This is a genomic window from Lactobacillus hamsteri DSM 5661 = JCM 6256, from assembly GCF_000615445.1.
GTDB lineage: Bacteria > Bacillota > Bacilli > Lactobacillales > Lactobacillaceae > Lactobacillus > Lactobacillus hamsteri.
The window spans coordinates 1-25,687 of sequence record NZ_BALY01000014.1 but is presented as its reverse complement, the minus strand read 5'-3'; the positions used below and the strand labels follow the sequence as shown (position 1 = coordinate 25,687).

Below are 25,687 nucleotides of genomic sequence, written 5' to 3'. Positions count from 1 at the left end.
TTTATTTTCTAATAAATAAATGTCTGTGCTTTTGTTTATATGTAAATCCTTCTCCCAAAGCTTCGTTAACTTCAATTATATTAACAAAGGCATGAGGATCTTCTTGCTCAACTAATTGTTTAACTAATGGGATTTCACGAGGGGATACAACTACGTAGATAATTCTTTTTTCATCTTGTTGGTATCCGCCTAAAGCTTTTAGATATGTAAAACCACGATCAAGTTTTAGATCAATCATTTTACCAATTTCTTTATATTTATCGGAAATAATAATTAATCCTCTTGCCGTGTAAGCACCTTGTTGCACAGTATCCATAACTTTCGATAAAATAAAAGAGGCAAGTAATGTGTACATCATATGCTTTATATCCAGGTAGGAAAGGGATATGAATAAGACGATTGCGTCACATAGCAATAAAATTTTCCCAGAAGAAATTCCAAACTTAAGCTGGCAAATACGAGCAATTATATCAGTTCCGCCTGAAGTACCATTAAAGCGAAATACTAGCCCCAATCCAAAACCGGATAGAGTGCCAGCTAATGCAGCAGAAAGGAAGAGGTCGTGCTCAAGGTTGAGTTGCGTTATAATTGGTATTAGCCGCCAAAACCAGAGGAAGAATGATAAACTTGCTGTACCCCATATGGTGTATGCTAAAAGTCGTTTTCCCATAAAGCGGTAACCTAGAATAATTAGAGGGATGTTTAAGACTAGAGTGGAAAGTCCCATGTTGATGCCCCAAAAGTGGCGTAATAACAGTGAAATACCACTAAGACCACCGTCGGCTAATTTATTTGGAACGGAAATCATATCTAGACTTAATCCGTAAATTGCACATCCGAGTGCAATCATAAATAATTCAAAATAGTATTTTTTAAATTTAATTTTTTCATTATAAATCCCTCCTTTAACTTAAATTATATACTTTTAAAAAATTAACAAAATAAAAACGAGTTGAAAAATATGAAAATAGATAATTTACCAGATGTATTTATGGCTGCAATGCCTGTTTTGAAAACATTAGAAGATGGTAGCTTTGAAGCTTACTTTGTAGGTGGCTCAGTGAGAGATATTTTGCTTGGCCGTCACATTCACGATGTTGATATTGCAACAAGCGCTTATCCAGAGGAAGTAAAAGAACTTTTCGATAAATCAATTGATACAGGAATCAAGCATGGTACAGTAACTGTTTTATATAACGGCGAGAGTTATGAAATAACTACTTTTAGAACGGAATCGGGCTATCAAGATTTTCGTCGTCCTGATCATGTAACCTTTGTTCAAAACTTGGATGAAGATTTAAAGAGAAGAGATTTCACAATTAATGCTTTAGCAATGAACACTGATGGTGAAATAGTTGATTTGTTTGATGGTTTAGACGATTTGCATCATCAGCTTATTCGCGCAGTTGGCAATCCTGAGACACGTTTTCATGAAGATGCTTTAAGAATGATGCGCGCTGTCAGATTTATGAGTCAATTGAAGTTTAGCCTTGGTGAAAAAACTGAACAAGCTATTGCTGATAATCATGAACTTTTAAAGAAAATATCCGTTGAAAGAATTCGTGATGAATTTGTAAAAATGGGTATTGGTCCTAATTCTCGTGAAGCATTCCAAGTATTTTTAGATACCAAATTGAGTGAAGATGTACCTGATTTTGAAGGTAAGAGCGAATTATTATCTGTATATCCAAAATTACAATTTAGTCCCACATTAGAAACAAGTTTATGGTCAATAATCATTATTTTGCTAAAAATTCAAAATGATAAAATTGGCAAATTTATGCGTGATTGGAAAAATTCAAATGCGATGACTAATGATGTAGAACAAATAGTTGCATTTTTTGATTTACTTTCTGATCATGTTCCGAGTGACTATGAATTATTTATAACGGGTAAGAAGACGCTTCTTAATACAATTGATGTTGCACACATTTTAGGTCAACCTGTAGATTCAGAAGCTTTGGTTGATCGTTATTTGGCTTTACCAATTAAGAATTCAAATGAATTAGCTGTTGATGGACGTTTCTTGATCGAAAATGGCGTTCGTCCTGGACCAAAGTTGGGTAAACTTTTGAATGAAATAAAGCAAAAAGTTATTTCAGGCGAACTTGAAAATACTGAAGATGCAATTGGTGAATATATTCAAGCGTAATAAAAAATCTCAGTTCATTATGAGCTGAGATTTTTTGTATATAAATTTAAACGTAAAGTAAAACGGAAAAATACATTAATATTGAACCTAGCATTACAAATAAATGCCAAATCACATGGATAAACGGTATGCTACGCATACTAAATAATATTGCTCCAACAGTGTAGGCAATTCCTCCGCCAACAAGTAGCCAAAAGCCTACCGGACTCAATCTAACATATAAATAACTGCCTGATAGGATAACTAGCCAGCCCATGGCTACATAGAGAATGGTATCTAAAATCACGTGCTTGCCACGATTGAAAATATAATAAATAATTCCAAAGATTGTCAATCCCCAAATCAGACCAAATAAAGTCCATCCCCAAGCACCGCCGATAGCGACTAATGAATAAGGAGTATAAGATCCAGCGATCAATAAAAAAATTGACGAGTGATCAAATATTTGAAAAATATTCCGTGCTCTAGTAAAAATTAAGCTATGGTAAAGCGTAGAAAATAAATATAATAAAACTAAGCAAGAACCATAAATTGTAAATGTAACAATTCTCATTGGACTGCCAGTAGAAGCTGCCTTTACGATTAAAATCACTAATCCAGCAACCGCTAATCCAAAGCCAATACCATGAGTAATTGCACTAAAAATATTATCTAAGAGATAGTATTTTTTAGATCTTTGTTTAGGTTCTTGCCATAATTCTGAAAGTTTCAATATGCAACAATCCAATCATTCTTTTTTATTAAGCAATTTTTTTGATATACTAACTATATGTTACTTGCCCATATTTTAACATAGATAAAATAATTGGGCATTTTAGAATTGAGGGTGAATACTTTGTCAAAAATCAAGATCATGACAGATTCTTCCGTACAGTTAACACAGGAAGAAATTGAAAAATACAATATTACAGTAGTACCATTGTCGGTAACGATCGATGGAAAAACTTATATTGATGGCATTGATATTACCAGACGAGATTTTATTGAAAAGATGGATGATGGTAAGGAATTGCCTAAAACTAGTCAGCCACCTATTGGTCGTTTCGTTGATACTATTAAAAAATTGACTGAAGATGGTAGTGAAGTAATCGGAATATTTTTGGCAAAATCATTGAGTGGTACGATTGATGCTGCAAAACAGGCCGCAGAATTAGTTCCTGAAGCAAAAGTAACGTGCTATGATTCAGGCTATACAGATCGTGCTGAAGGATATGAAGTTTTAGCAGCTGCTAAAGATGCTCAAGAAGGAAAGAGCACAGACGAAATCATGGATCATTTAAAGAGAATGGAGAAGAATATGTATCTTGAAATGATGATCCCTGACTTGAAGAATATTGTTAAGGGTGGTCGTTTAGGTGCGCTTGCTGGTCGAGTAGTCAGCATGTTAAATATTCGTATTTTCTTACAGATGAAAAGTGGCAAAATTTTGGTCCCTAAAAAAGGCAGAGGTAAAAAATTTACAAGTAAATTTAATGACATGCTTGTTGATCAATTGCGTGAATTAGGAGATAAAGTAAAGCAAGTAGGTATTTCATACGTTGATACTAGAGATGAAATGGAAGAATTGGCTGCTCGTTTTAAAGAAGTAAATCCTAACTTGGATATTTTAATACAAGAAACAAGTCCTATTATTATCACACACTCAGGTCATGGGGCTTATGCTGTAATGTTTTATACGGAGTAATTAATGGCATACAGAGAAAGTTTTTATCGCTATTTAATGACACAACAAGATCCGGATTCAACGGATGAAGTTGCTCAATTTGCAAATAATGCTCAAAATGATTCAACTTTTCCTAAACAAGAGCAAGATTATGAAAAGTTATCTGATTATCTTGAATTAAATGGTAGCTACTTAAGTAGTATGACCGTTTTTGATCGAGCATATGAAATGTATAAAGAAAAAATGAGTTATTAAAAAAGTCCCTGCATACGGGACTTTTTTATATTTAAAGGGGATGATTAGTATGCACGCCTTTATGTTAGTTATCGGTATGTGCTTAGCAGCAAGTATTGCAATGATCATTCAAAATTGGTTTTTACGGAAAATTTCTGTTAACTATATAGCATTGCTTATTGGGATCCTTCTTGCCTTAGTTTTAGGCGCAAAAATAATTAGCTTTCAGCCAGAGTTATTTATGGGATTGATAATAGCACCTTTATTGTTCTTCGAAGGACAGCAAAATCGATTGTATAATATTGCTCGTAGTTGGAAATCGATTGTTAGCATAACTGTTATTATGATTTTAATAGCAACGGTGTTTGCTGCATTTAGTTTGAAATTAATGCTGGGTTTATCATTATCTTTGAGTTTTATTTTGGCAGCAATTTCCACGCCTACAGATGCAACCGCGACAGAATCGGTAACTCATGGCTTAAAAATTCCGCATGTTGTTGAAAAATATTTAAAGAATGAATCACTTTTTAATGACGCATCAGGAATTATTCTTTTAAATATGGCTGTAAGTTGGTACTTGTCCAAGCATTTGCAAATAGGATTTACTTTTATCAGATTTTTATATTCTGCAATTGGAGGAATTTTATTTGGTTTACTTGCTTCGGTTGTGTTAGTTCTTATTCGTCAGCAACTACTTAGAAGAAATTTGAAATTTGTTGCGAATAATTATGATCCAACAACAGCAATTTTGTTATTATATATTTTGACGCCAATTTTGCTTTACTATGCTGCAGAAGAAATTCATGTTTCAGGAATTATCGCTGTAGTAGTTTCTGGCTTAATTCATAATGCAGAAACTGAAAGAAGTAGATTGACTAACCTCAATTTCATATATAATGGTTTTCAAACAATCAGAACATTAAGTGATTTATTAAACTGCATAGTTTTTGTTGGCTTAGGTGCTAGTCTTGTATTAGTAATGCAAGGTAAATTTTTACCAAGTAGAATCGATCTAGCAATTATTATTGGGGTAGTTTTATATGTTGCTAATGTTTTTGTACGCTTTTTATATAGTTATGTAGTATTAAAAATGGGAAGTTATGATTCATGGATTTTTGCTTTAGGCGGAATTCATGGTGCTGTTACTTTTGCACTAGCATATACTCTAGATGCAACATTAATTAGCAGCAGTAGGTTTCATTTGATTTTGTTTAGTGAAGCAACATTAATCATATTGAGTATGATTATTCCCACAATTATTTTTAACTTTATTTTGCCTAAAAAGAGATCTGATGAAGAGCAGGAAATGGCAATTGATAAAGTTAAGGAAGATATGGTTAAATATGCGTTAACAGAGTTAAACAAAATATATTTACCTAAAAAAATACGCAAACAATTAGAATTTGACTTAAAAGCGCAAATAGATGAAACTTCAATGAAAGATTTTTTGCATGAGTTGAAAAAGTCCATCAAGCAACCAGAAGCGACCAGTGATGAATTGGAATTTCGGGATGAAATTTATCGATATGCTTTTAGATTGGAAAGAAATTACTTAGGACAAGTCGCTCAGCAAAAGCAAGAATATCGTGAAGGATTCTTATCTTTATATCGGGAAATTTTACTTGCTGAAGTTTTATTTTTGAATTCTGATAATGAATAGTAAAAAGGATTTTAAGGAGGAGAAAAAATGGCAAATATCCAATGGTATCCAGGTCATATGAATAAAGCACGCAATCAGTTGGAAGATAAAATGAATCTGATTGATGTAATTGTAGAAGTGCTGGATGCAAGAATTCCGCAATCTTCAAGAAATCCAATGATTGAAGAACTTGTAGGAGATAAACCACACTTGATTATTTTGAATAAGGCTGATTTAGCAGATCCAGTTTTAACTAAATTGTGGCAAAAGAAGTTGCAGCAACCTGGTAAATTCGTAATGGCGATGGATTCTCTCCATAATACCAACATGCAAGCTTTGATTGGTTTAGTTAAAAAGGCTGCAATTAATAAAACAAAGAAGTTAGAGGCCAAAGGTGCATCAAATCCCACAATTAGAATTGCATTGGCCGGCATCCCTAACTGTGGAAAATCAACAATTATCAATCGTTTAGTTGGTCGAAATGTGGCAGAAGTTGGTAATAAGCCTGGCGTAACTAAAGGTCAAACATGGCTTAAAACTAAAACAAATATTCAAATTTTAGATACACCTGGAATTTTATGGCCAAAATTTGAGGACCAAGAAGTCGGTTTCAAATTGGCTGCTTTTGGCGCTATTAAAGACAGCATTTTCCATGCAGATGATGTAGCATTGTATGTTATTAAGCATTTGCGCAAATATTATCTTGCTGATCTTGCTAAATTTGCTCATTCAACTAAGGAAGAAATTTCTAATATTAATGATACAGACCTTCTTTTAGCAATGACTGAACAATATGGAATGAGAGACGATTATGATCGTTTTTCACTTTATATGCTTCAACGTTTACGTAAGGGCAAGGTTGGCAGAATTACTTTAGATAGACTATAAATATGACAATAAAAGAAGTGAAAGCTTTACTTGATTCAGGCAAGGCAAGTAAAGAACAATTAGATGAACTAAGTCAAGATAGTCGTAGTGGTGTAAAAAAGCTATTAGCTTCATACAATCGTAAACAGGAAAAATTGGCTGAAAAGAAAGTAGCTTTTTTAGAGCGCTTTTCTTATGAGAAAAAGTTTTGGGCTACAGGAAAAATTGTTGCCGGCGTTGATGAAGTTGGACGTGGCCCATTAGCTGGACCTGTTGTGACAGCTGCGGTTATTATTGATGAAAATTTCGATTTGCTTGATGTTAATGACTCTAAAAAATTGAGTCCACAACGTCGATTAGAGCTTTATCCTAAAATTTTAGAAGAGGCAGTTAGTGTTGCCGTAGGCATTAAAGATGCTCAAGTAATCGATAAGATTAATATCTATGAAGCAGATAGATTAGCTATGGCGGAAGCGGTAAATGATTTAGATCGTAAGCCGGATGCCTTGCTTGTTGATGCAATGAACGTTCCTGTTGACATTCCACAAGTTAAATTGATTAAAGGGGATGCCAAGTCTAATTCAATTGCGGCTGCTTCGATAGTAGCGAAAGTATTCCGTGATAAATTAATGGATGATTATGCTAAAATTTATCCGCAATACAAATTTCCTAAAAATGCCGGGTATGGCACGAAAGATCATTTAGAAGCATTGAAAAAGTACGGTCCAACTCCAATTCATAGGCGTACATTTGAACCAATTAAAAGTATGATTTAATTAAAAATACCAGTAAAGGGAACAACGATATGTAAACTTTTACCGGTATTTTTAAGTATACTTTTGTAAGAATTAGTTAAATTTAAAATTTGTCAGAAAAAAGTTCCTCTTTTTTTCGTATTTAATAATGGAGGGATTTTTAAATGAATAAGACAGATTTTTTACTTAAACTGAAATTGCAAAAGGGTGTTGGCTACGTTAAATTGTTGCAGATTGCTAGTCAATTAGATACAGAAGAAATAGATCCAATACAATTAAATGCTTTAGATTTACCATTGAAACTGAGAGAAGCATGTTTAAAAGCATATCGTGATGATCGCGCAGAGAAAACCGTTGATCGTATAAAAAGACAATGCCAGGTAATTAGCTTTTTTGATGATGAATATCCGGAAAAATTACGCCAAATTTATCAACCACCAATTATTTTATTTGCTCGTGGGGATGTTTCTTTACTAAAAAGAAGAATTATAACAATAGTTGGGGCAAGAATGGCAACGGGATATAGTCAACAGGTCATTCAAAAAATGGTGCCTAGTTTAGTTGAAGAAGGCATAGTAGTTGCAAGTGGATTAGCAAAAGGTGTAGACTCTTTTGCGCATAAGGCTACTTTAGAAAATAATGGCAAAACTATTGCTGTAGTTGGAAATGGTTTAAATCATTATTATCCAATGCAAAATCATACTTTACAGGATCAGATTATTGATAAAGGCTTATTGATTAGCGAATATTTACCGGATACCCCACCTAGGCCCTTCCGTTTTCCTCAGCGGAATCGCATACTGGCAGGATTAAGCGAAAGCGTAGTAGTAACAGAAGCAAAAGAAAAGTCGGGTTCATTAATTACAGCAAATTTGGCTTTACAGGAAAATAGAGATGTTTATGCTGTACCTGGGCCAATTACTAGCGATCTTTCTGAAGGACCAAATAAATTAATCGAAGTTGGTGCAACTCCGATCGTTGATTTTAAAATTAAAAAAGAAAGATTTGACAACTCAGAGACTAATATCTTATTCTCAGATTAGAGTTTTTAAATAAATATTTTAAGAGGAGGCAGTCAATGCCTACTAAAGCAAAGACAAAACCAAAAAAGAGAAAAACTAAAAAAACTTTAGTAATCGTGGAATCACCTGCTAAAGCAAAAACTATTGAAAAATATTTAGGACGCAATTATCACGTAATTGCATCTAAAGGTCATATTAGAGATTTGCCTAAGTCACAAATGGGAATTGATTTTGACAATGATTTTAAGCCAAAATATATTTCTATTCGAGGTAAGGGCGATACTATTAAGGAACTTAAGAGTGAGGCTAAAAAGGCTAAAGAAGTTTATCTTGCATCCGACCCCGATCGTGAAGGAGAAGCTATTGCTTGGCACGTAGCCCATGCTTTAAATTTGGACGAAAAAGCTAAAAATCGTGTAACTTTTAACGAAGTTACTAAGGATGCTGTTAAGGAAAGCTTTAAGCATCCCCGCACAATTGATATGGATACTGTGGACGCTCAGCAGGCTCGCCGTGTTCTTGACCGTATTGTAGGATATTCCCTTTCTCCAATTCTTTGGGCAAAGGTTAAGAAGGGACTTTCAGCTGGCCGTGTTCAATCTGTTGCTTTAAAGCTTGTAATTGATCGCGAAAAGGAAATCAAAAACTTTAAGCCTAAAGAATATTGGACAATTGACGCAGAATTTACTAAAGATAAAGACAGTTTTAAATCTACATTCTACGGCGTTGATGGTAAAAAGAAAGAGTTGCCAAATAATGATGCTGTACAAGAAGTTCTTGCCAAAATTGATAAGAGAAAGAACTTTACGGTTGAAAAAGTAGTTACGCGTGAACGTCGTCGTCAACCGGCTGCACCGTTTACTACTTCTACTATGCAACAAGAAGCTAACAAACGTTTGGGGTATCGTACAAGAAGAACAATGAGCATTGCTCAGCAGCTTTACGAAGGAATTAGTTTGGGTAAAGAAGGAACCGTTGGTTTAATTACTTACATGAGAACTGACTCTAAACGTACTTCTCCTGTTGCACAAGCTGAAGCTTCTAAGTTTTTGCATGAAAAGTATGGAGCAAAATTTGCTGCGAAGAGTCAACGTCATTTTAAGAACCAAGAAGATGCTCAAGATGCCCACGAAGCAATTCGTCCAACAAGCATTTACCGTACTCCTGAATCACTTAAAAAGGTGCTTACAACAGAGCAATATCGTTTATATAAATTGATTTGGTCTAGATTTTTAGCTAGTGAAATGACACCTGCTGTTTATGATACTGTTCGTGCAGATATTGTTCAAAATGGTGTAATTTTTAGAACGACAGGTTCAAAACTTAAATTTGCTGGTTTTACTAAGGTTTATGACAATCAACAGGAAAAGAATGTTGATTTACCTGATCTTAATGAAGGCGACAATGTTAAGATGACTAAGTCGGATAATAAGCAGCACTTTACTTTGCCACCAGCAAGATATACTGAAGCTAGCTTAGTTCGTGCTTTGGAAGAAAATGGCGTAGGTCGTCCATCAACTTATGCTCCAACTATTGATACTATTCAACGTCGCTATTATGTAAAACTTGAAGGTAGATCAATTGTTCCAACTGAATTAGGTGAAATCGTTGACGGTTTAATCGAAGAGTTCTTCCCAGATATTACTGATGTTGACTATACTGCTCGTCTTGAAAGTGAACTTGATGGTGTTGAAGACGGTAAAAAGAATTGGGTTAAAGTAGTTAATGAATACTATGAACCATTTAAGAAAGAATTAGATAAGGCTGATAGTCAGATTGAAAAGGTTCAAATTAAAGATGAACCTGCTGGCTTTAACTGTGATATTTGTGGTGCGCCAATGGTTATTAAAATGGGGCGGTATGGTAAGTTCTATGCTTGTTCACGTTTCCCAGACTGTCGCAACACTAAGCCAATTGTTAAAAAAGTTGGCGTAACTTGTCCTAAATGTGGCAAGGGCGATGTGGTTGAAAAGAAATCTAAGCGCAATCGTAAATTCTATGGTTGTTCACGTTATCCAGAATGTGATTTTGTTTCTTGGGATCAACCAATTGGTAGAAATTGCCCTAATGATGGTCACTTCTTAGTACAAAAGAAGAGCAAGAAAGGTTTAACCGTTCTTTGCCCTAATGGTGATTATCGTGAAGATCCTCAACCAGAAGAATCTGAAAAGTAAAAATTAAATTTAAAAATAAATGTATCATCAAGCCTTTTTGCGGGTTTGATGATATATTTATATATGATAATATTTTTTAGTAAAGGATGAAATAAATGCCTGAAAATGTAACTGTAATTGGCGGGGGACTCGCAGGTAGTGAAGCAACATGGCAACTAGCTAAACGTGGTATTCATGTTGATTTATATGAAATGCGTCCTAAAAAAATGACGCCAGCTCATGAAACTAATGAATTGGCAGAACTTGTATGTACTAATTCAATGCGTTCTAATCAATTAACCAATGCTGTAGGTCTTCTTAAGGAAGAAATGCGCCGAATGGATTCATTGATTATGCGTGCTGCTGATAAGACGCAAGTTCCAGCAGGTGGGGCTTTGGCTGTAGATCGTGATAGTTTTAGTAAGTATGTAACTGATCAAATTCATAGTTTAGATAACGTAACTATTCATGAAGAAGAAATAACTGAAATTCCTAAGGATGGAATTACAATTATTGCGACAGGTCCATTGACAAGTGAAGCTTTAGCAGAACAAATTCAAAAGTTTTCTGGAACAGATAGTCTTCATTTCTTTGATGCAGCAGCTCCAATTGTTGCGGCCGATTCAATCGATATGAATGTTGTTTACAAGAAATCACGCTATGATCGTGGTGAAGCAGCATATTTGAATTGTCCAATGGATAAAGAACAATATGAAAAATTTGCTCGTGAATTAGTTCGTGCTGAAACTGCTGAAATGCATGGCTTTGAAAAGAATGATGTTTTTGAGGGATGCATGCCAATCGAAGTAATGGCTAGCCGTGGAGCAAAAACTATGTTATTTGGTCCCCTTAAGCCAGTAGGTTTGGAAGATCCTCATACTGGTAAAACGCCATATGCTGTTATTCAACTTCGTCAAGATAATGCGGCAGCTTCAATGTACAACATTGTTGGTTTCCAAACTCACTTGAAGTATGGTGAACAAAAGAGAGTATTTTCAATGATCCCTGGTCTTGAAAATGCTAAATTTGTTCGTTATGGTAAAATGCACCGTAATACTTACATGGCTTCTCCAGAACTTTTGACTGCAAGCTATGAAGCAAGAAAGCAAAAAGGTTTATTCTTTGCTGGTCAAATGACAGGTGTTGAAGGATATGTTGAAAGTGCTGGCTCAGGTTTAGTTGCAGGTATTAATGCTGCAAGAGAAGCAATGGGTGAAGAAACGGTTGCCTTTCCTAAAGATACGGCTTTAGGCTCAATGGCAAATTACGTTACCACAACGAATGCTAAGCATTTCCAACCAATGAATGCTAGCTTTGCACTTTTACCACAATTAGAAGGAAAAAAGATTCGCAATAAGCGTGAACGTCACATGAAAGTTAGTGAGCGCAGTTTAGAAAGTCTTCAAAACTTTAAAGATAACGAATTAAAATAATGACTACAGTTCAAGATGAATTAGAACAATTTATTTCTTATTTACGTTATGAAAGACGATACAGTGAAAAAACGATCACTTCGTATCAAACGGATTTACTAGAGGCAAAATCCTTTTGGCAGGGAAATGGTGGCTTTAAGAGTTGGAAAAATATTGAAACTCGTGATGTTGAAGTATATCTTCAGCAACTTGCTTCGCAAAATCTAGCTCGTAGTACGCAAATGCGTAAAATGTCTAGTTTACGGTCATTTTTTAGATTTTTAACCAAACGAAAAATTGTTAAAATTGATCCTACGCAAACAATAAGCTTACGCAAAAAACATCGTCGTCTTCCGCAATTTTTCTATGAGCCAGAGATTCAAAGAGTAATTGATTCGCTTCAAGATGGCAGTGTGCTTTCAACTAGAAACTTAGCATTATTCGAATTGTTTTATACAACGGGGATGCGTGTTAGTGAAGTTAGTGCATTAACCTTTAAACAGATTGATTTTGAATTAAAAACTATTTTGGTTCATGGTAAAGGAAATAAAGATCGCTATGTAGTTTTTGATGATAAAACTGCTAATGCATTGAAAAAATATCTTGATGAAAGTAGACCTAAATTGTTAGGGATGAAAGAAGATCCTGGCAATATCTTTTTGAATAATCAAGGACGTGCTTTAACAGATCGCGGAATTGAATATATTATGCAAAAGGTTTTTAATAAAGCTGGGGTTAGTGGTAAAGTACATCCCCATGAGTTGCGTCATACTTTTGCGACAGCAATGCTTAATAATGGAGCAGACTTAAGAACTGTTCAAGAGTTATTAGGTCATAGCAATTTGTCTACGACGCAGATTTATACTCATGTGACAATGAAACATTTACAATCGGAATATCAAAAATTCTTTCCGCGTAATAAAGAAAAGGATGAGGATAAATAATGACAACTATTTGTTCAGTAAAATTTAATGGAAAAACAGCTATTGCAGGTGATGGCCAAGTTACTTTAGGTGAAAAAGTAATTGCCAAAGCAACAGCTAAGAAAATTCGTCGCATCTATCACGACCGTGTTGTAATCGGCTTTGCCGGTGGTGTTGCTGATGCAGTTAGTTTGCAAGATATGCTTGAAGGCAAACTTGAAAGCTACTCTGGTGACTTGCGCCGTGCAGCTGTTGAAATGGCACAAGCTTGGAGAAAAGATCCAACTTTGCAAAAGTTAAATGCAATGCTTATTGCTTTTGATGAAAAAGATTTACTTTTGATTTCAGGTAATGGTGAAGTTCTTGAACCTGATGAAAATGTTGTTGCAATTGGTTCAGGAGGCAACTTTGCTCAAGCTGCCGCTATTGCAATGACTCGTCATGCTAGTGATATGTCAGCCGAAGATATTGCTCATGAAGCCGTAAAAATCGCTTCAGGCATCGATGTCTTTACTGACGATAAGATTAATACAGATGTGCTTTAGGAGGCAGAGATGGCTATTAAGACCCCTAAAAAGATAGTTGAAATATTGGATCAATATATTATTGGCCAAGATGAAGCTAAAAAGTCAGTAGCGATTGCTTTATACAATCGTTATCGTCGTATGCAATTATCAAAGGATATGCAAAAAGATATTACTCCTAAAAATCTTTTGATGGCAGGACCAACAGGTGTTGGTAAGACTGAAATTGCTCGTCGTTTGGCAGATATTGTTGATGCTCCATTTGTTAAAGTAGAAGCAACTAAATTTACAGAAGTTGGTTACGTTGGACGCGATGTTGAATCAATGGTTCGTGACTTAGTTGGTGAAGCTGTACGTATGGAAGAAAAGGACGAATTTGAAGATGTTCGTCCGCAAGCTGAAAGAGAAGCCAACAAGAAGCTTGTTCGTTTGCTTGTTCCTGGTATTAAGCGTGATAATCGTGAAAACCAAATGCAAGAAATGATGGGCATGCTTATGGGCAACATGAATCAGCAAAACAATAACGATAATGAAGAAGTTACTGACGAAATTCGTAATAAACGTTTAAGCGTATCCGAACAACTTAACCAAGGACTTCTTGAAGATCGTGAAGTAACTGTTGAAGTTGAACAAGCACCTAAGGTAAACCCAATGGGCGACATGATGGGACAAATGGGCATGGACATGAGTTCAATGCTTAATAACCTTGTACCAAAGAAAAAGGTTAAGCGTACCCTTCCAGTAAGAGAAGCTCGTGAAGTGCTTATTCAAGAAGAATCACGCAAGCTTGTTGATTACGATTCTTTATACCAAAAGGCTATTGAACGAACTACTAACAACGGTATTATCTTTATCGATGAAATTGATAAGATTACTGCTGGTAATAAGAAAACATCTGGTGAAGTTTCTCGTGAAGGTGTTCAACGTGATATTTTACCAATCGTTGAAGGTTCAACAGTTCAAACTAAGTACGGCCCTGTTTCAACAGATCATATTTTATTCATTGCTGCGGGTGCGTTTGCTGAAAGTAAGCCAAGTGATTTAATTCCAGAACTTCAAGGCCGTTTCCCAATCAGGGTAGAACTTAATGCTCTTACTAAGGATGACTTTGTAAAGATCTTAAAAGATCCAGAAAATTCACTTTTAAAGCAATACATTGCTTTAATGCATGCTGATGGCATCAAACTTATCTTTACTCAAGAAGCAGTAGATAAGATTGCTCAAATTGCTTACGACGTTAACCAAGGTACAGATAATATCGGTGCTCGTCGTCTCTCAACTATTCTTGAAAAGCTTCTAGAGGATGTTCTATATGAGGGTCCAGACATGGAAATGGGTGAAATTACCATTACTGAAGCTTACGTTGAAGATAAATTAAAAGATATTATTACTAATAAAGATTTAACTAAGTTTATCTTGTAAAACTGAATATTAATAATAAAAGGCATCTCTTTGAGATGCTTTTTATTTTGCAAGAATCCCTTTATTTTAACTTTGTAAGCGTATATATTGGCGTGACTCTTAGTGATATAATATTATTTAATAAGATATTTATTGAAATTTTGTTAAAAGGATAATTGATATGGACTATATAATTAAGAATAATATGTTAACAGTTACCATTTCTAGCAAAGGTGCAGAAGTTCAAAGCGTAAAAGGCGTTCATACCAACCATGAATATATGTGGCAAGCTGATCCAGAAATTTGGGGTCGGCATGCTCCAATTCTTTTTCCAATAGTTGGCCGTTTAAAGAACGATGAATACACTTATAAGGGTAAAACTTATCATATGGGTCAACACGGTTTTGCTCGTGATCAAGAATTTGAAGTTGAAAGTCAAACTGATGAAAGTATCACTTTTTTGCTAAAGGATAATGAAGAAAGTCATAAGATGTATCCTTTCAAGTTTGAGTTTAGAGTTAACTACAATTTGATGAATAACTTGTTGGAAGAAAATTTCAGTGTAGTTAATAAATCTGATGATGAAATGATTTTCGGCGTAGGTGGTCACCCTGGCTTTAATGTACCAGTAGGCAACGGTATTTCTAAAAATGACTATTACTTTAGTTTCCATCCATCTAAGCCAAGAGTTCAAATTCCGCTTAGCAAGGCTACGGGCTTTTTGAATTGGAATGAACGTTCACTTGCTTCGACAGATAGCTTGATTGAATTGAGCAATGATTTGTTTAAGAACGACGCATTGATTTTTGAATTGCGTGGACATGATAATAAGATTTCTCTTCGTACTGAAGAAAGTAAATTCCATGTCAATGTATGGACTAGAGATGCGCCATTTGTAGGCATTTGGTCACAATATCCTAAGACAGCTGATTATGTATGTATTGAACCTTGGTGGGGTATTGCTGATAGAGATGATGCTAATGGTAAGTTAGAAGATAAGTATGGTATGAATCATATAAAGCCAGGCGAAGAATTTAATGCTGGCTTTAGTATTACCTACCATGGTGATGAAGAAAATTAATAGATTTAAACAAAAGAGACTCTGCTTTTTTGCAGAGTTCTTTTATTAGGAGCAATGTTAATGAAAGAAATTAATGTCGGCTATTTTAAAAGCTTTGGCGTAAAGGAAATTAATCAAGCAAGGGATGCTTTCTTAAATGAACATCCTGATATAAAAGTAAATTTAATTCCTTTGTATCAAGATCAAATGGAAGATGCCTTGGATGAGGGAAAGATAGATTTAGCATTTACTGATAAACGAGATAATGATTTTGAGAGCTATCAAGTAATTCCTCTAGCCGAAATAGGAATTGTAGTACTTCTTCAAGCAGGCAATTTTATGTTGGGGCAGCAAACGATAGAACTAGATGAGTTAAAAGCAATTCCTAATATGCTGATTGCTAAAACTGATGAAGAAGCGGGCGAGCTTCATTATCATAAAGACATTTTAGGTATAAAGAGTCCGTTTATCGCTGTAGATAGTTTTAACGAAGCTGCATTAATGGCCACGTCAGGCTCGGGATATTTTCTCATGAATGAAAATACAGCTGATTTATTAGGTAACGATCAATTGCAAAAAATGTTTGTACTAAAGAACGGTAAGCAGTTAAGACAAGAATATATTGCAGTAACTAAGAAGCGTGTAGATAAAGAAATAATGGATTTTATTGATCAATTAAAAACAACTCTTAATTGATAATAAAAAAGATTTGATCTCCAATAAAAAAGAAATCAAATCTTAAAAAATATATTCTTGCGAACTATTGTTTGGATTATTATAATATAACTATAAAACCAGCATATATTGTTGGCTTTATTTATTTTAGTTTACTTTTGATGCGACTTTTTATACCAGTATAAAATTCCAAATGGCACCATATTTTCTTGATGATGTTCTAAACGTTTTATATTGCTTCTATGACTCCAATAAATTAATATTACGAGTAATCCACTAATTATACTTAAAGCAATATCGTGGAAAAAGAAAGAAGCAATGAAGATTAAAACAATAGAAATCAAACTTGATAAAGATACCATGCTAGTTATGAATAATGTTGGAATAAAGATAATCGCACAAATCAAAAAGAAATGTACATTGTATCCCAATAGAAAACCAGCTGAGGTTGCTACCGCTTTTCCGCCCTTGAATTTAAGGAAAATAGAAAAGGCATGACCTAGTATTGCGGCTAATCCGAAGAATAGGCAAAGGTAGTGAGGACCTAGATGGAAAATTACAGGTAATAAAGTAGCAAGAGTTCCTTTAAAGAAATCAATTAGGAAAACAACTATTCCTGCTATAGGACCTAATACTCTAAATGTATTTGTTGTTCCAATATTACCTGATCCATATTTTCTAATATCTTTATGGAAAAACAATTTTCCTACAATGACACCTGTCGGAAATGATCCGATCAAGTATGCTAAAATAATTAACGATGCAATTTTTAATGCAGACATATTTAAACCACTCCATTTAATCTATGGCTATTTTAGCAAAATTTAACTTATAAATATATGGAGTTGTCAAAATAAAGAGTAAGTGGAGGAATTTTAGTGGCAAAAGCTAATACTTATGATGATTCTTCGATTCAAATTTTACATGGACTAGAAGCTGTTCGTAAGCGTCCAGGTATGTATATTGGATCAACTGATATTCACGGCTTAAATCAATTGGTTTATGAAATTGTCGATAACTCAGTTGATGAGGCTATGGCAGGATATGGTAAAGAAATAGATGTAACTATTCATAAAGATAATAGTATAACTGTTAGAGACTTTGGTCGTGGTATGCCAACAGGGATGCATAAATCCGGTAAGCCAACTATTGAGGTTATTTTAACAGTACTTCACGCTGGTGGTAAATTTACTGAACAAAATTACAAAACTTCCGGTGGTTTACATGGGGTAGGTTCTTCAGTAGTAAATGCGTTATCCAGTTACATGAAAGTACGTGTTGTTCGTGATGGCAAAGCTTATGAAGAAGAATTTGAAAATGGTGGTCATCCAGTAGGTACTTTGAAGTGTGTTGGAAGTACTACAGATAAGACAGGAACAACTATTACTTTTAAGCCAGATCCAACTATCTTTTCAACGGTTAAGTATAAATATGAAACTATTCAAGAACGTATTCGTGAATCAGCCTTTTTATTAAAGGGTGTTGAATTTAACTTAACTGATGAACGTGAACCAGAACACCATGATACATTTAAATATGATGATGGAATTAAATCATTTGTATCTTACTTAAACGAAGGTAAAGGCACTATTAGTGACGTATTTTACTTTGAGGGTAAGCAAGATGGAATGGAAATTGAATTTAGTGGTCAATATAGTGATGGCTATTCAGAAAATTTAGTTTCATTTGTTAACAATGTTAGAACTGCTGACGGTGGTACTCATGAAGCAGGAGCTCGTAGTGGTTTTACAAGAGCCTTTAATGATTATGCTAAAAAGCAAGGACTATTATCAAAGAAAGATAAGAATATTGATGGTTCAGATTATCGTGAAGGCCTAAGTGCAGTTTTATCTGTTAAGATTCCGGAAGAGCTTCTTGAATTTGAGGGACAGACTAAAGGGAAGTTAGGTACCCCTCAAGCTCGTTCTGCAGTTGACTCACTCGTGTATGAAAAGATGTCATATTATTTGATGGAAAACGGGGAGTTAGCACAAGAACTTGTTAAGAAGGCTCAACGAGCAAGGGATGCACGAGAAGCTGCTAAAAAGGCTCGTGATGAAAGCAGAAATGGTAAGAAACGTCGAAAGAAAGAAGTCTTGTCTGGTAAGTTGACCCCAGCTCAGTCACGTAATCCAAAGAAGAATGAATTATTCTTAGTCGAAGGTGATTCTGCCGGTGGTTCTGCTAAGCAAGGACGTGATAGACGCTTCCAAGCAATTTTGCCTCTTCGTGGTAAAGTATTGAATACGCAAAAGGCTAAACTTCAAGACATCTTTAAGAATGAAGAAATCAATACCATGATTTATACAATCGGTGCTGGTGTTGGTGCAGAATTTAACGTTGATGATTCTAATTACGATAAAGTTATTATCATGACGGACGCGGATGATGATGGTGCCCACATTCAAATTTTGCTTTTAACTTTCTTCTATAGATACATGCGTCCAATGATCGAAAAGGGCAAGATCTATATTGCATTACCACCTTTGTATCGTTTACAAAAAGGCCGTGGTAAGAAGTCACAGATTCAATATGCATGGACTGATGAAGAACTTGCTGAAGATGAAAAGAAGATGGGCCGTGGATATTCACTTCAACGATTCAAAGGTTTAGGTGAAATGAATGCGGAACAGTTATGGCAAACAACTATGAATCCAGAATCAAGAATGTTAATTCGCGTAAGAATTGATGATGCAGCTTTAGCTGAAAGAAGAGTTACAACTCTGATGGGTGATAAAGTAGCTGCAAGAAGAAAGTGGATTGAAGAAAACGTTAAATTCAGAATGGGTGAAGATGGTTCACTCTTAGATGCTGATAATGATTAAAGAAGGTTTTTAATTTAATGGCTACAGATCAACGAATTCGTGAAATGCCGCTTGAACAAGTTATGGGAGAACGATTTGGACGTTATTCCAAGTATATTATTCAAGAACGTGCTTTGCCAGATATTAGAGATGGTTTAAAGCCAGTACAAAGACGTATTTTGTATGCTATGTATCAAGATGGCAATACTTACGATAAACCATTTAAAAAGGCAGCTAAGGCTGTCGGTAATATTATGGGTAACTTCCACCCCCATGGTGATAGTTCTATTTATGGTGCTTTAGTGCACTTGTCACAAGATTGGAAGATGCGTGAACCATTAGTTGAAATGCACGGAAATAATGGTTCAATGGACGGTGATGGTCCGGCTGCGATGCGTTATACGGAATCTCGCTTAAATAAGATTTCTAATATGCTTTTGCAAGATATTGATAAAGATACTGTTAATATGGTATTGAATTTCGATGATACCGAATATGAACCAACAGTATTACCAGCTAAGTTTCCTAATTTATTAGTAAATGGCTCCACAGGAATTTCAGCAGGGTATGCAACTGAAATTCCACCACATAATTTAGGTGAAGTTATTGATGCTACAATTTATTTATTGAAGCATCCTGATGCAACGCTTGATGATTTAATGAAATTTGTTAAAGGCCCAGATTTCCCAACTGGTGCAATCATCATGGGAACTAAAGGTATCAAAGAAGCCTATGAAACTGGAAGAGGTAGAATTCAAGTTCGTGCTAAGACTTCTATTCAAGAAATTAGAGGACATCGTCAAGAAATCATTGCTACAGAAATTCCTTTTGATGTTAATAAAGCATTACTTGTTAAAAAGATTGATGAAATTCGTTTAAATCGTGAAATTGATGGTATTGCAGAAGTACGTGACGAAACTGACAGACATGGTCTTTCTATTGTAATTGAATTAAAGAAAGATGCTGATGCTCAAAACATCTTAAATTACCTGTTTAAAAATACAGATTTACAAGTCTCATACAACTTTAACATGGTAGCAATTGACCATATGACGCCAGTTCAAGTCGGATTAAAGAGAATTCTTTCATCATATCTTGAACATGATGAAGAAGTTGTTAAGAAACGTACCAAGTATGATTTAGATAAGGCAGAAGCTAGACTTGAAATTATTCAAGGTTTAATTCATGCAATGGATATCTTGGATCAAGTTATTAAGACAATTCGTGCTTCTAAGAATAAATCTGATGCAAAGAAGAATTTGATCAGTGAATATAAATTTACTGACCGCCAAGCTGAAGCTATTGTTTCTTTACAATTATATCGTTTAACTAATACTGACGTTGATGCGTTGATTGCTGAACAAAAAGATTTAAATGATAAGGTAGCTGTTTATAAAAAGTTGTTATCAGATCGAGCTACTTTAGAAAAGCAAATTATCAAGGAATTACGAGCAGTTAAGAAAGAATTCGGTAATCCACGTCGTACTGAAATTTCTAGTCAAAGTGCTAAAGTCAAGATTGATGAAAAGGCATTAGTTGCTGATGAACAAGTTCGTGTATTAGTTAGTCGTGATGGTTATTTGAAGCGCTCATCTTTACGTTCATATCAATCAACTGAAAGTGGCGATAATGGTTTGCCAGATGGTGACAAAGTTATTTATGAAAAAACAATGTCTACTTTGGCTAACCTTTATATCTTTACCAATAAGGGTAATGTAATTTATAGACCTGTTCATGAATTGACTGAAACTAAGTGGAAAGAAACAGGACAGCATTTATCACAAGAAATTGGTCTTCAAGGCGATGAACAAATTATTCGTGTATTTGCTTTTGATAAGTTAGATCAAGATGTAGACTTTATTTTAGCAACTAATGACGGCTATATTAAACGTTTGAAATTAGAAAACTTGCAGCCAACTAGAACATACAAATCTCGTGCAATAACAGCTATGAAAATGAAAACAGCTGATAGTAGATTATTGCAAGTAGATTTAGTGAGTCCAAGTTCTAAGAAAGAAATAACTTTGTTCACTAATCGTGCATATGCAATTCGTTATGATATTTCTGAAATTCCTGAGTCAGGCGCTAAAGCAGTTGGAGTTAAGTCAGCTAACTTAAAAGATGACGATTTTGTCGTTGGTTATGTACTTGTAGATCCTGAATTTATTGACCTAATTAAAGTAGGGATTATTACGCAACGTGGTGCGTTTAAACAATTTGAATTGAAATTAGTTAATAAGGTCTCAAGAGCTAAACGGGGAGTTTTAGTACTTCGTGAACTTAAGACTAAGCCACATAGAATTGCTGCGTTTACTTCATATGGTCAAAATCATATTTTACATATGACAACAAGTAGTGATCGTCATATGGATTTGAAGACAAATGAATTTCCATTAGGAGATCGTTACTCTAATGGTTCATTCGTCATTGATCCAACTGTTGATGGAACTCCTAAATCATTAGAATTAGGTCGTCCAACCAGTGATGGTAACGAAGACGTTTCTGAATTGTTTTAAATTAAATAAGTAAAAAATCAGAGTGTTATTATATACATGCGTATATTTTGACACTCTTTATTTTTAGGTACACAATAATGATGTCATGAGGACTGACTTATATTAAGTAGAAAGAAGTTAATCATTATGCCTAAAACAGATACAATACTTTCAGCAAAATCATTACGTTATTTTTTACAATTAATTGATACGATGAATTATACGCAGGCTGCACAAATTCTGGGAATTACTCAGCCAGCTTTAACTCAGCAGATTAAAAAGCTTGAACGTGCCATTGGTGCGCCACTATTTGGACAAATGGGTAAGAAACTTTATTTGACTGAGGCAGGTAAACAAATGCAGTCAGCAGCAGTTGTTTTACTTAATACTACTAATTCAGTTGTAAATAGTATTCAAGAATTTACTCAAGAAGATAAAGGAAATATTTCAATTGGTTGTTTAAAAACAATTGAAATGGATATTGTGCGTGAGTTTTTACTTGCGTTTAATAAAAAATATCCTAATGTAACAATTGACGTGAAAACTTTTAGTAGAAAAGAATTGTGGCATCAGCTCGATAACAATCTGATAGATTTAGCTATTATGTACTTGCCTGATAATACAAAAAGACAAAGTACAAGCTTGCAACGTCAATATGAGAATATGGATGTTTATAAAGATAGAATGGTAATTCTAACTCATAAGGATACAGTTAAGGCAGGAGGAGAATACCCAGTTTCTCGTTTTGTTAAAACTGAGTGGGTAACATATCCAGATAACTACTATTTAACAGAACTTTTGAAGGAAAGTTTTGGTACAAAAAATAATCCTAAAATTGCTATAAAGTTTGCTTCAGCAGAGCAATTAATAAAAATTGCAGAAGTTTCTAAATACGATACCTGTGTTACTAAATCTTTTTATAAAAAATACAAACAAAAAATCAACCTAAAACCAATCTATCTTAAACAAGACAAAAATTTCACAATATCATTAGTATACAGAAAAGGAAAATTAGAGATTCCTAGAATAAAAAACTTCTTAAAACATTGGAATATTTTCTTGGATAAAGAAGATTATTCTAGTAGACTAGAAGAGGATATTAATTAAAGAAAAAGAGGAAGATAAATGGATAAAGAATTAATTTTCGGTCACCAAAATCCAGATACTGATGCTATCGGTACAGCTATTGCATATTCATACTTACAAAATAAATTAGGTTACAATACTGAAGCAGTTGCTTTAGGCGAACCAAACGATGAAACTGCATATGCATTGAAAAAGTTTGGTTTTGAAGCACCACGTGTTATTGAAACTGCAGCAAATGAAGTTAATGCAGTAATGCTTGTTGATCACAACGAACCTCAACAAAGTGTATCAGATATTGATAAGGTTAAAGTTACTCACGTAGTTGATCACCACAGAATTATGAACTTTAACACAGCAGATCCATTATTCTACCGTGCAGAACCTGTTGGCTGTACTAGTACAATTATGTGGAAATTATTCAATGAAAATGGTGTTGAAATTCCACAAAATATTGCCGGTATTATGCTTTCAGCAATTATCTCAGATACTTTACTTTTGAAGTCACCAACTACTACTGATGATGATCATAAGGCAGTTGAAGCATTAGCTAAGATTGCTGATGTTGATTACAAGGAATATGGTCTTGCAATGCTTAAGGCTGGTACTAACATTGCTGATAAATCAGAAGAAGATCTTATTGATTTAGATGCCAAGAGTTTTAGCTTAAACGGTAATAATGTACGTGTTGCTCAAATTAATGTTGTAGATCTTCCAGAAGCTATGGAACGTAAGGATGCTTTCTTAAAGGCAATGGATGAATCATCAAAGAGTAATGGTTACGACATGTTTATGTTGCTTATTACTAACATTTTAGATTCAGATTCTGAAGCTTTAGTTGTTGGTAGCGATGAAACTAAGGCTACTTTTGAAAAGGCATTTGGTAAGAAGTTATCAGACTCAGAAGTTAAGTTACCAGGTGTTGTTTCAAGAAAGAAGCAAGTTGTACCTCCATTAACTGATGCTTTTGAAGGCTAATATTTAGCTAAACATAAAAGTGGTTGAGTACTTGAACTTGACCGCTTTTTATTTTTATTATGAAAAATATATTTACTAAGTTATTATGGTTAATTCGAATAGTAACTATAATCCTAGCAATAATTTGTTTAAAAAAAGATAATCATTTAATCTATGTACTATTTATTATCTCTTTGACTACTTGGTATCATTTAGAAATGAGAAATTTTATAGGTAATTATGTTGGACCTAGACTAAAAATTAATCAAAAAAATATTTGGTTTCGACAAACTAAATTTGAAAAGAAATTAGATACTAAATTAAAAGTTAAAAAATGGAAGAAATACATTCCATCATATAATCCAAATGAATTTGATATAAAGCACTATTCACTTACTCAGATTATTACTAATATGTATCGAGCAGAGATTGATCATGAAATAATGTTTATATTAAGTTATGTTCCGCTCGTATTTTCAATATTTTTTGATGACTTCATTATTTTTTTATTAACTTCATTTATCGTAAGTTTAATAGATTTAGCTTTAATAGTAGTTCAAAGATATAATCGAAATCGTTTAATAAAGGTTTCATCAAAAATTGCAAATAGGAAACATTAAAAAAGGAGATTAGCTTATGGTAGCATATCCACAATTGAAATTAGATGAAGTAAAGGGACCTAAGGCAACAATTAAAACAAATCATGGTGATATTATAATTCAATTATTTGAAGATCAAGCACCAATGACAGTAGAAAATTTTGTTCGTTTAGCTCAAAAAAATTATTACGACAATACAACATTTCATCGTGTAATTAGTGACTTTATGATTCAGGGTGGCGATCCTAAGGGCGATGGAACTGGTGGTGAAAGTATTTGGAATCACCCATTTGAAGATGAATTTTCACGTGAATTATTTAATCTTCGTGGAGCACTTTCAATGGCAAATTCAGGTCCTAACACTAATGGTAGTCAATTTTTTATTGTTCAAAATAAAAATATGCCTAAGCGCTATATTAAGCAAATGGAACCAGCTGGCTATCCTAAAGAAATTATCAAAGCATATAAACAGGGAGGGACACCATGGCTTGACGGTCGTCACACTGTATTTGGACAAGTGGTTGATGGTATGAGTGTTGTAGATGAAATTGCTAAAGTTAAGAAAGATAAGCTTGATAAGCCTTTAGAAGATGTGATTATTGAAACAATTACAGTTGAAGGCTCTAAGTTTACTGATTAGAAAGCTATGCTAAAAAAGAGTTATGACAGTATTGCCATAACTCTTTTTTAATTAATTTCTTTTAAAATAGTAATAAATGCTTTGCAAACTCGTTCTGCTTGAACTGGCGGTAACTTTCTAAGTTCATTGTTAACTTTTTGAATAAAAACAGGTGTATTGTTTTGAGTAACAATATTATCAACTTTTTTGATTCGGTATGCATTATTAATTATATCCGGAGTTGTAGTATTCAAAGCTTGTGCAATTGAATCCAACTTTTGAATACTTATATTTTGATTTTTAGTTCTCTCTAAACGCGAAATGAAGTTTACTGAGAGATCACTTAGCTCGGCTAAGTCTTCCTGTGTTAATCTTTGACCACGCCGACGACGTGAAATCTCTTCTCCCAAATTGGCACTCATGAAGCCGTTTCTCCCTTTCAAATTTACGAATACAATACATACGTGCATGTATGTATAATCTATATCTATATATCTGTGTACGTAAAATCTTAACTGAAACTGTCAAATCTTTTGTGTAAATAACTCTTTCTCGTAGATTGATTTTTTTAATTATTTATTCAAAATAGGATTCTAAAGTGTCTTGTACTTGACCAAAGCCTTTATGAATTCGCTTGAAATATCGATCAT

General features: G+C 34.2%; 24 protein-coding genes. 20 read left to right on the top strand and 4 right to left on the bottom strand.

Annotation, left to right across the window (positions count from 1 at the left end):
* Window position 1: 1 nt before the first annotated feature.
* On the bottom strand, window positions 2–850 hold the full coding sequence (locus JCM6256_RS04975) for a YitT family protein (protein ID WP_025080674.1): 849 nt from the start codon (window positions 848–850) through the stop codon (window positions 2–4).
* A 111-nt stretch (window positions 851–961) separates the two neighbouring features.
* Between JCM6256_RS04975 and JCM6256_RS04970 the strand changes: the two genes are divergently transcribed.
* The gene (locus JCM6256_RS04970; RefSeq protein ID WP_025080673.1) at window positions 962–2,152 is read left to right on the top strand and encodes a CCA tRNA nucleotidyltransferase; all 1,191 of its coding nucleotides are present in this window, start codon (window positions 962–964) and stop codon (window positions 2,150–2,152) included.
* 46 nt (window positions 2,153–2,198) lie between these two features.
* Here JCM6256_RS04970 and trhA read toward each other — a convergent pair whose 3' ends face one another.
* Window positions 2,199–2,864, bottom strand: a complete 666-nt coding sequence (gene trhA / locus JCM6256_RS04965; RefSeq protein ID WP_025080672.1) for a PAQR family membrane homeostasis protein TrhA — start codon at window positions 2,862–2,864, stop codon at window positions 2,199–2,201.
* Between the two features lie 123 nt (window positions 2,865–2,987).
* On the opposite strand from trhA, the gene JCM6256_RS04960 reads away from it, so the two are divergent.
* From JCM6256_RS04960 to JCM6256_RS04900, 13 genes are all read left to right on the top strand, one after another.
* Complete coding sequence (locus JCM6256_RS04960) at window positions 2,988–3,836, top strand: DegV family protein (protein ID WP_025080671.1); 849 nt, start codon at window positions 2,988–2,990, stop codon at window positions 3,834–3,836.
* 3 nt (window positions 3,837–3,839) lie between these two features.
* Entirely contained in the window at window positions 3,840–4,070 is a 231-nt protein-coding gene (locus JCM6256_RS04955) for a YozE family protein (protein ID WP_025080670.1), read from the top strand.
* Between the two features lie 49 nt (window positions 4,071–4,119).
* The gene (locus JCM6256_RS04950; protein ID WP_025080669.1) at window positions 4,120–5,709 is read left to right on the top strand and encodes a cation:proton antiporter; all 1,590 of its coding nucleotides are present in this window, start codon (window positions 4,120–4,122) and stop codon (window positions 5,707–5,709) included.
* A gap of 27 nt (window positions 5,710–5,736) precedes the next feature.
* Window positions 5,737–6,576 carry a ribosome biogenesis GTPase YlqF gene (ylqF, locus tag JCM6256_RS04945; protein ID WP_025080668.1) on the top strand — a complete coding sequence of 280 codons (840 nt, stop codon included), beginning with the start codon at window positions 5,737–5,739 and terminating at the stop codon, window positions 6,574–6,576.
* Between the two features lie 2 nt (window positions 6,577–6,578).
* The gene (gene rnhB, locus JCM6256_RS04940) at window positions 6,579–7,331 is read left to right on the top strand and encodes a ribonuclease HII (RefSeq protein ID WP_025080667.1); all 753 of its coding nucleotides are present in this window, start codon (window positions 6,579–6,581) and stop codon (window positions 7,329–7,331) included.
* A 143-nt stretch (window positions 7,332–7,474) separates the two neighbouring features.
* Window positions 7,475–8,353 carry a DNA-processing protein DprA gene (dprA, locus tag JCM6256_RS04935; protein WP_025080666.1) on the top strand — a complete coding sequence of 293 codons (879 nt, stop codon included), beginning with the start codon at window positions 7,475–7,477 and terminating at the stop codon, window positions 8,351–8,353.
* Between the two features lie 35 nt (window positions 8,354–8,388).
* The gene (gene topA, locus JCM6256_RS04930) at window positions 8,389–10,506 is read left to right on the top strand and encodes a type I DNA topoisomerase (protein ID WP_025080665.1); all 2,118 of its coding nucleotides are present in this window, start codon (window positions 8,389–8,391) and stop codon (window positions 10,504–10,506) included.
* Window positions 10,507–10,601: 95 nt separating this feature from the next.
* The gene (trmFO, locus tag JCM6256_RS04925; RefSeq protein WP_025080664.1) at window positions 10,602–11,918 is read left to right on the top strand and encodes a methylenetetrahydrofolate--tRNA-(uracil(54)-C(5))-methyltransferase (FADH(2)-oxidizing) TrmFO; all 1,317 of its coding nucleotides are present in this window, start codon (window positions 10,602–10,604) and stop codon (window positions 11,916–11,918) included.
* A complete protein-coding gene (gene xerC / locus JCM6256_RS04920; RefSeq protein WP_025080663.1) occupies window positions 11,918–12,841 on the top strand; it encodes a tyrosine recombinase XerC in 924 nt (307 codons plus the stop codon). The genes trmFO and xerC overlap by 1 nt, the downstream gene beginning before the upstream one ends.
* A complete protein-coding gene (hslV, locus tag JCM6256_RS04915) occupies window positions 12,841–13,365 on the top strand; it encodes an HslVU peptidase proteolytic subunit (RefSeq protein WP_025080662.1) in 525 nt (174 codons plus the stop codon). The genes xerC and hslV overlap by 1 nt, the downstream gene beginning before the upstream one ends.
* 9 nt (window positions 13,366–13,374) lie before the next feature.
* Window positions 13,375–14,766 (top strand): ATP-dependent protease ATPase subunit HslU, encoded by a 1,392-nt coding sequence (gene hslU / locus JCM6256_RS04910; RefSeq protein ID WP_025080661.1) that lies wholly within the window; start codon window positions 13,375–13,377, stop codon window positions 14,764–14,766.
* A 160-nt stretch (window positions 14,767–14,926) separates the two neighbouring features.
* Window positions 14,927–15,826 (top strand): aldose 1-epimerase family protein, encoded by a 900-nt coding sequence (locus tag JCM6256_RS04905; protein WP_025080660.1) that lies wholly within the window; start codon window positions 14,927–14,929, stop codon window positions 15,824–15,826.
* A 60-nt stretch (window positions 15,827–15,886) separates the two neighbouring features.
* Window positions 15,887–16,501 (top strand): LysR family transcriptional regulator substrate-binding protein, encoded by a 615-nt coding sequence (locus JCM6256_RS04900; protein ID WP_025080659.1) that lies wholly within the window; start codon window positions 15,887–15,889, stop codon window positions 16,499–16,501.
* Between the two features lie 131 nt (window positions 16,502–16,632).
* On the opposite strand, the gene plsY is transcribed toward JCM6256_RS04900, so the two are convergent.
* Window positions 16,633–17,262, bottom strand: a complete 630-nt coding sequence (gene plsY / locus JCM6256_RS04895) for a glycerol-3-phosphate 1-O-acyltransferase PlsY (RefSeq protein ID WP_025080658.1) — start codon at window positions 17,260–17,262, stop codon at window positions 16,633–16,635.
* A 96-nt stretch (window positions 17,263–17,358) separates the two neighbouring features.
* Here plsY and parE point away from each other — a divergent pair, with 96 nt between their 5' ends.
* The 6 genes from parE to JCM6256_RS04865 all read left to right on the top strand — a co-directional run bounded on the left by parE (window position 17,359) and on the right by JCM6256_RS04865 (window position 25,058).
* Window positions 17,359–19,305 (top strand): DNA topoisomerase IV subunit B, encoded by a 1,947-nt coding sequence (parE, locus tag JCM6256_RS04890; RefSeq protein WP_025080657.1) that lies wholly within the window; start codon window positions 17,359–17,361, stop codon window positions 19,303–19,305.
* Window positions 19,306–19,322: 17 nt separating this feature from the next.
* Window positions 19,323–21,800, top strand: a complete 2,478-nt coding sequence (gene parC / locus JCM6256_RS04885; RefSeq protein WP_025080656.1) for a DNA topoisomerase IV subunit A — start codon at window positions 19,323–19,325, stop codon at window positions 21,798–21,800.
* A gap of 126 nt (window positions 21,801–21,926) precedes the next feature.
* Window positions 21,927–22,886 carry a LysR family transcriptional regulator gene (locus JCM6256_RS04880; RefSeq protein ID WP_025080655.1) on the top strand — a complete coding sequence of 320 codons (960 nt, stop codon included), beginning with the start codon at window positions 21,927–21,929 and terminating at the stop codon, window positions 22,884–22,886.
* A gap of 18 nt (window positions 22,887–22,904) precedes the next feature.
* On the top strand, window positions 22,905–23,840 hold the full coding sequence (locus tag JCM6256_RS04875) for a manganese-dependent inorganic pyrophosphatase (protein WP_025080654.1): 936 nt from the start codon (window positions 22,905–22,907) through the stop codon (window positions 23,838–23,840).
* A 59-nt stretch (window positions 23,841–23,899) separates the two neighbouring features.
* Window positions 23,900–24,439, top strand: a complete 540-nt coding sequence (locus tag JCM6256_RS10815) for a glycosyl-4,4'-diaponeurosporenoate acyltransferase CrtO family protein (RefSeq protein WP_025080653.1) — start codon at window positions 23,900–23,902, stop codon at window positions 24,437–24,439.
* A 16-nt stretch (window positions 24,440–24,455) separates the two neighbouring features.
* On the top strand, window positions 24,456–25,058 hold the full coding sequence (locus JCM6256_RS04865; RefSeq protein ID WP_025080652.1) for a peptidylprolyl isomerase: 603 nt from the start codon (window positions 24,456–24,458) through the stop codon (window positions 25,056–25,058).
* Between the two features lie 47 nt (window positions 25,059–25,105).
* Here the strand turns inward: JCM6256_RS04865 and JCM6256_RS04860 are convergent, their stop codons facing one another.
* Window positions 25,106–25,459: a helix-turn-helix domain-containing protein gene (locus tag JCM6256_RS04860; protein WP_025080651.1), complete on the bottom strand. Its 354-nt coding sequence runs from the start codon at window positions 25,457–25,459 to the stop codon at window positions 25,106–25,108.
* Between the last annotated feature and the right edge of the window lie 228 nt (window positions 25,460–25,687).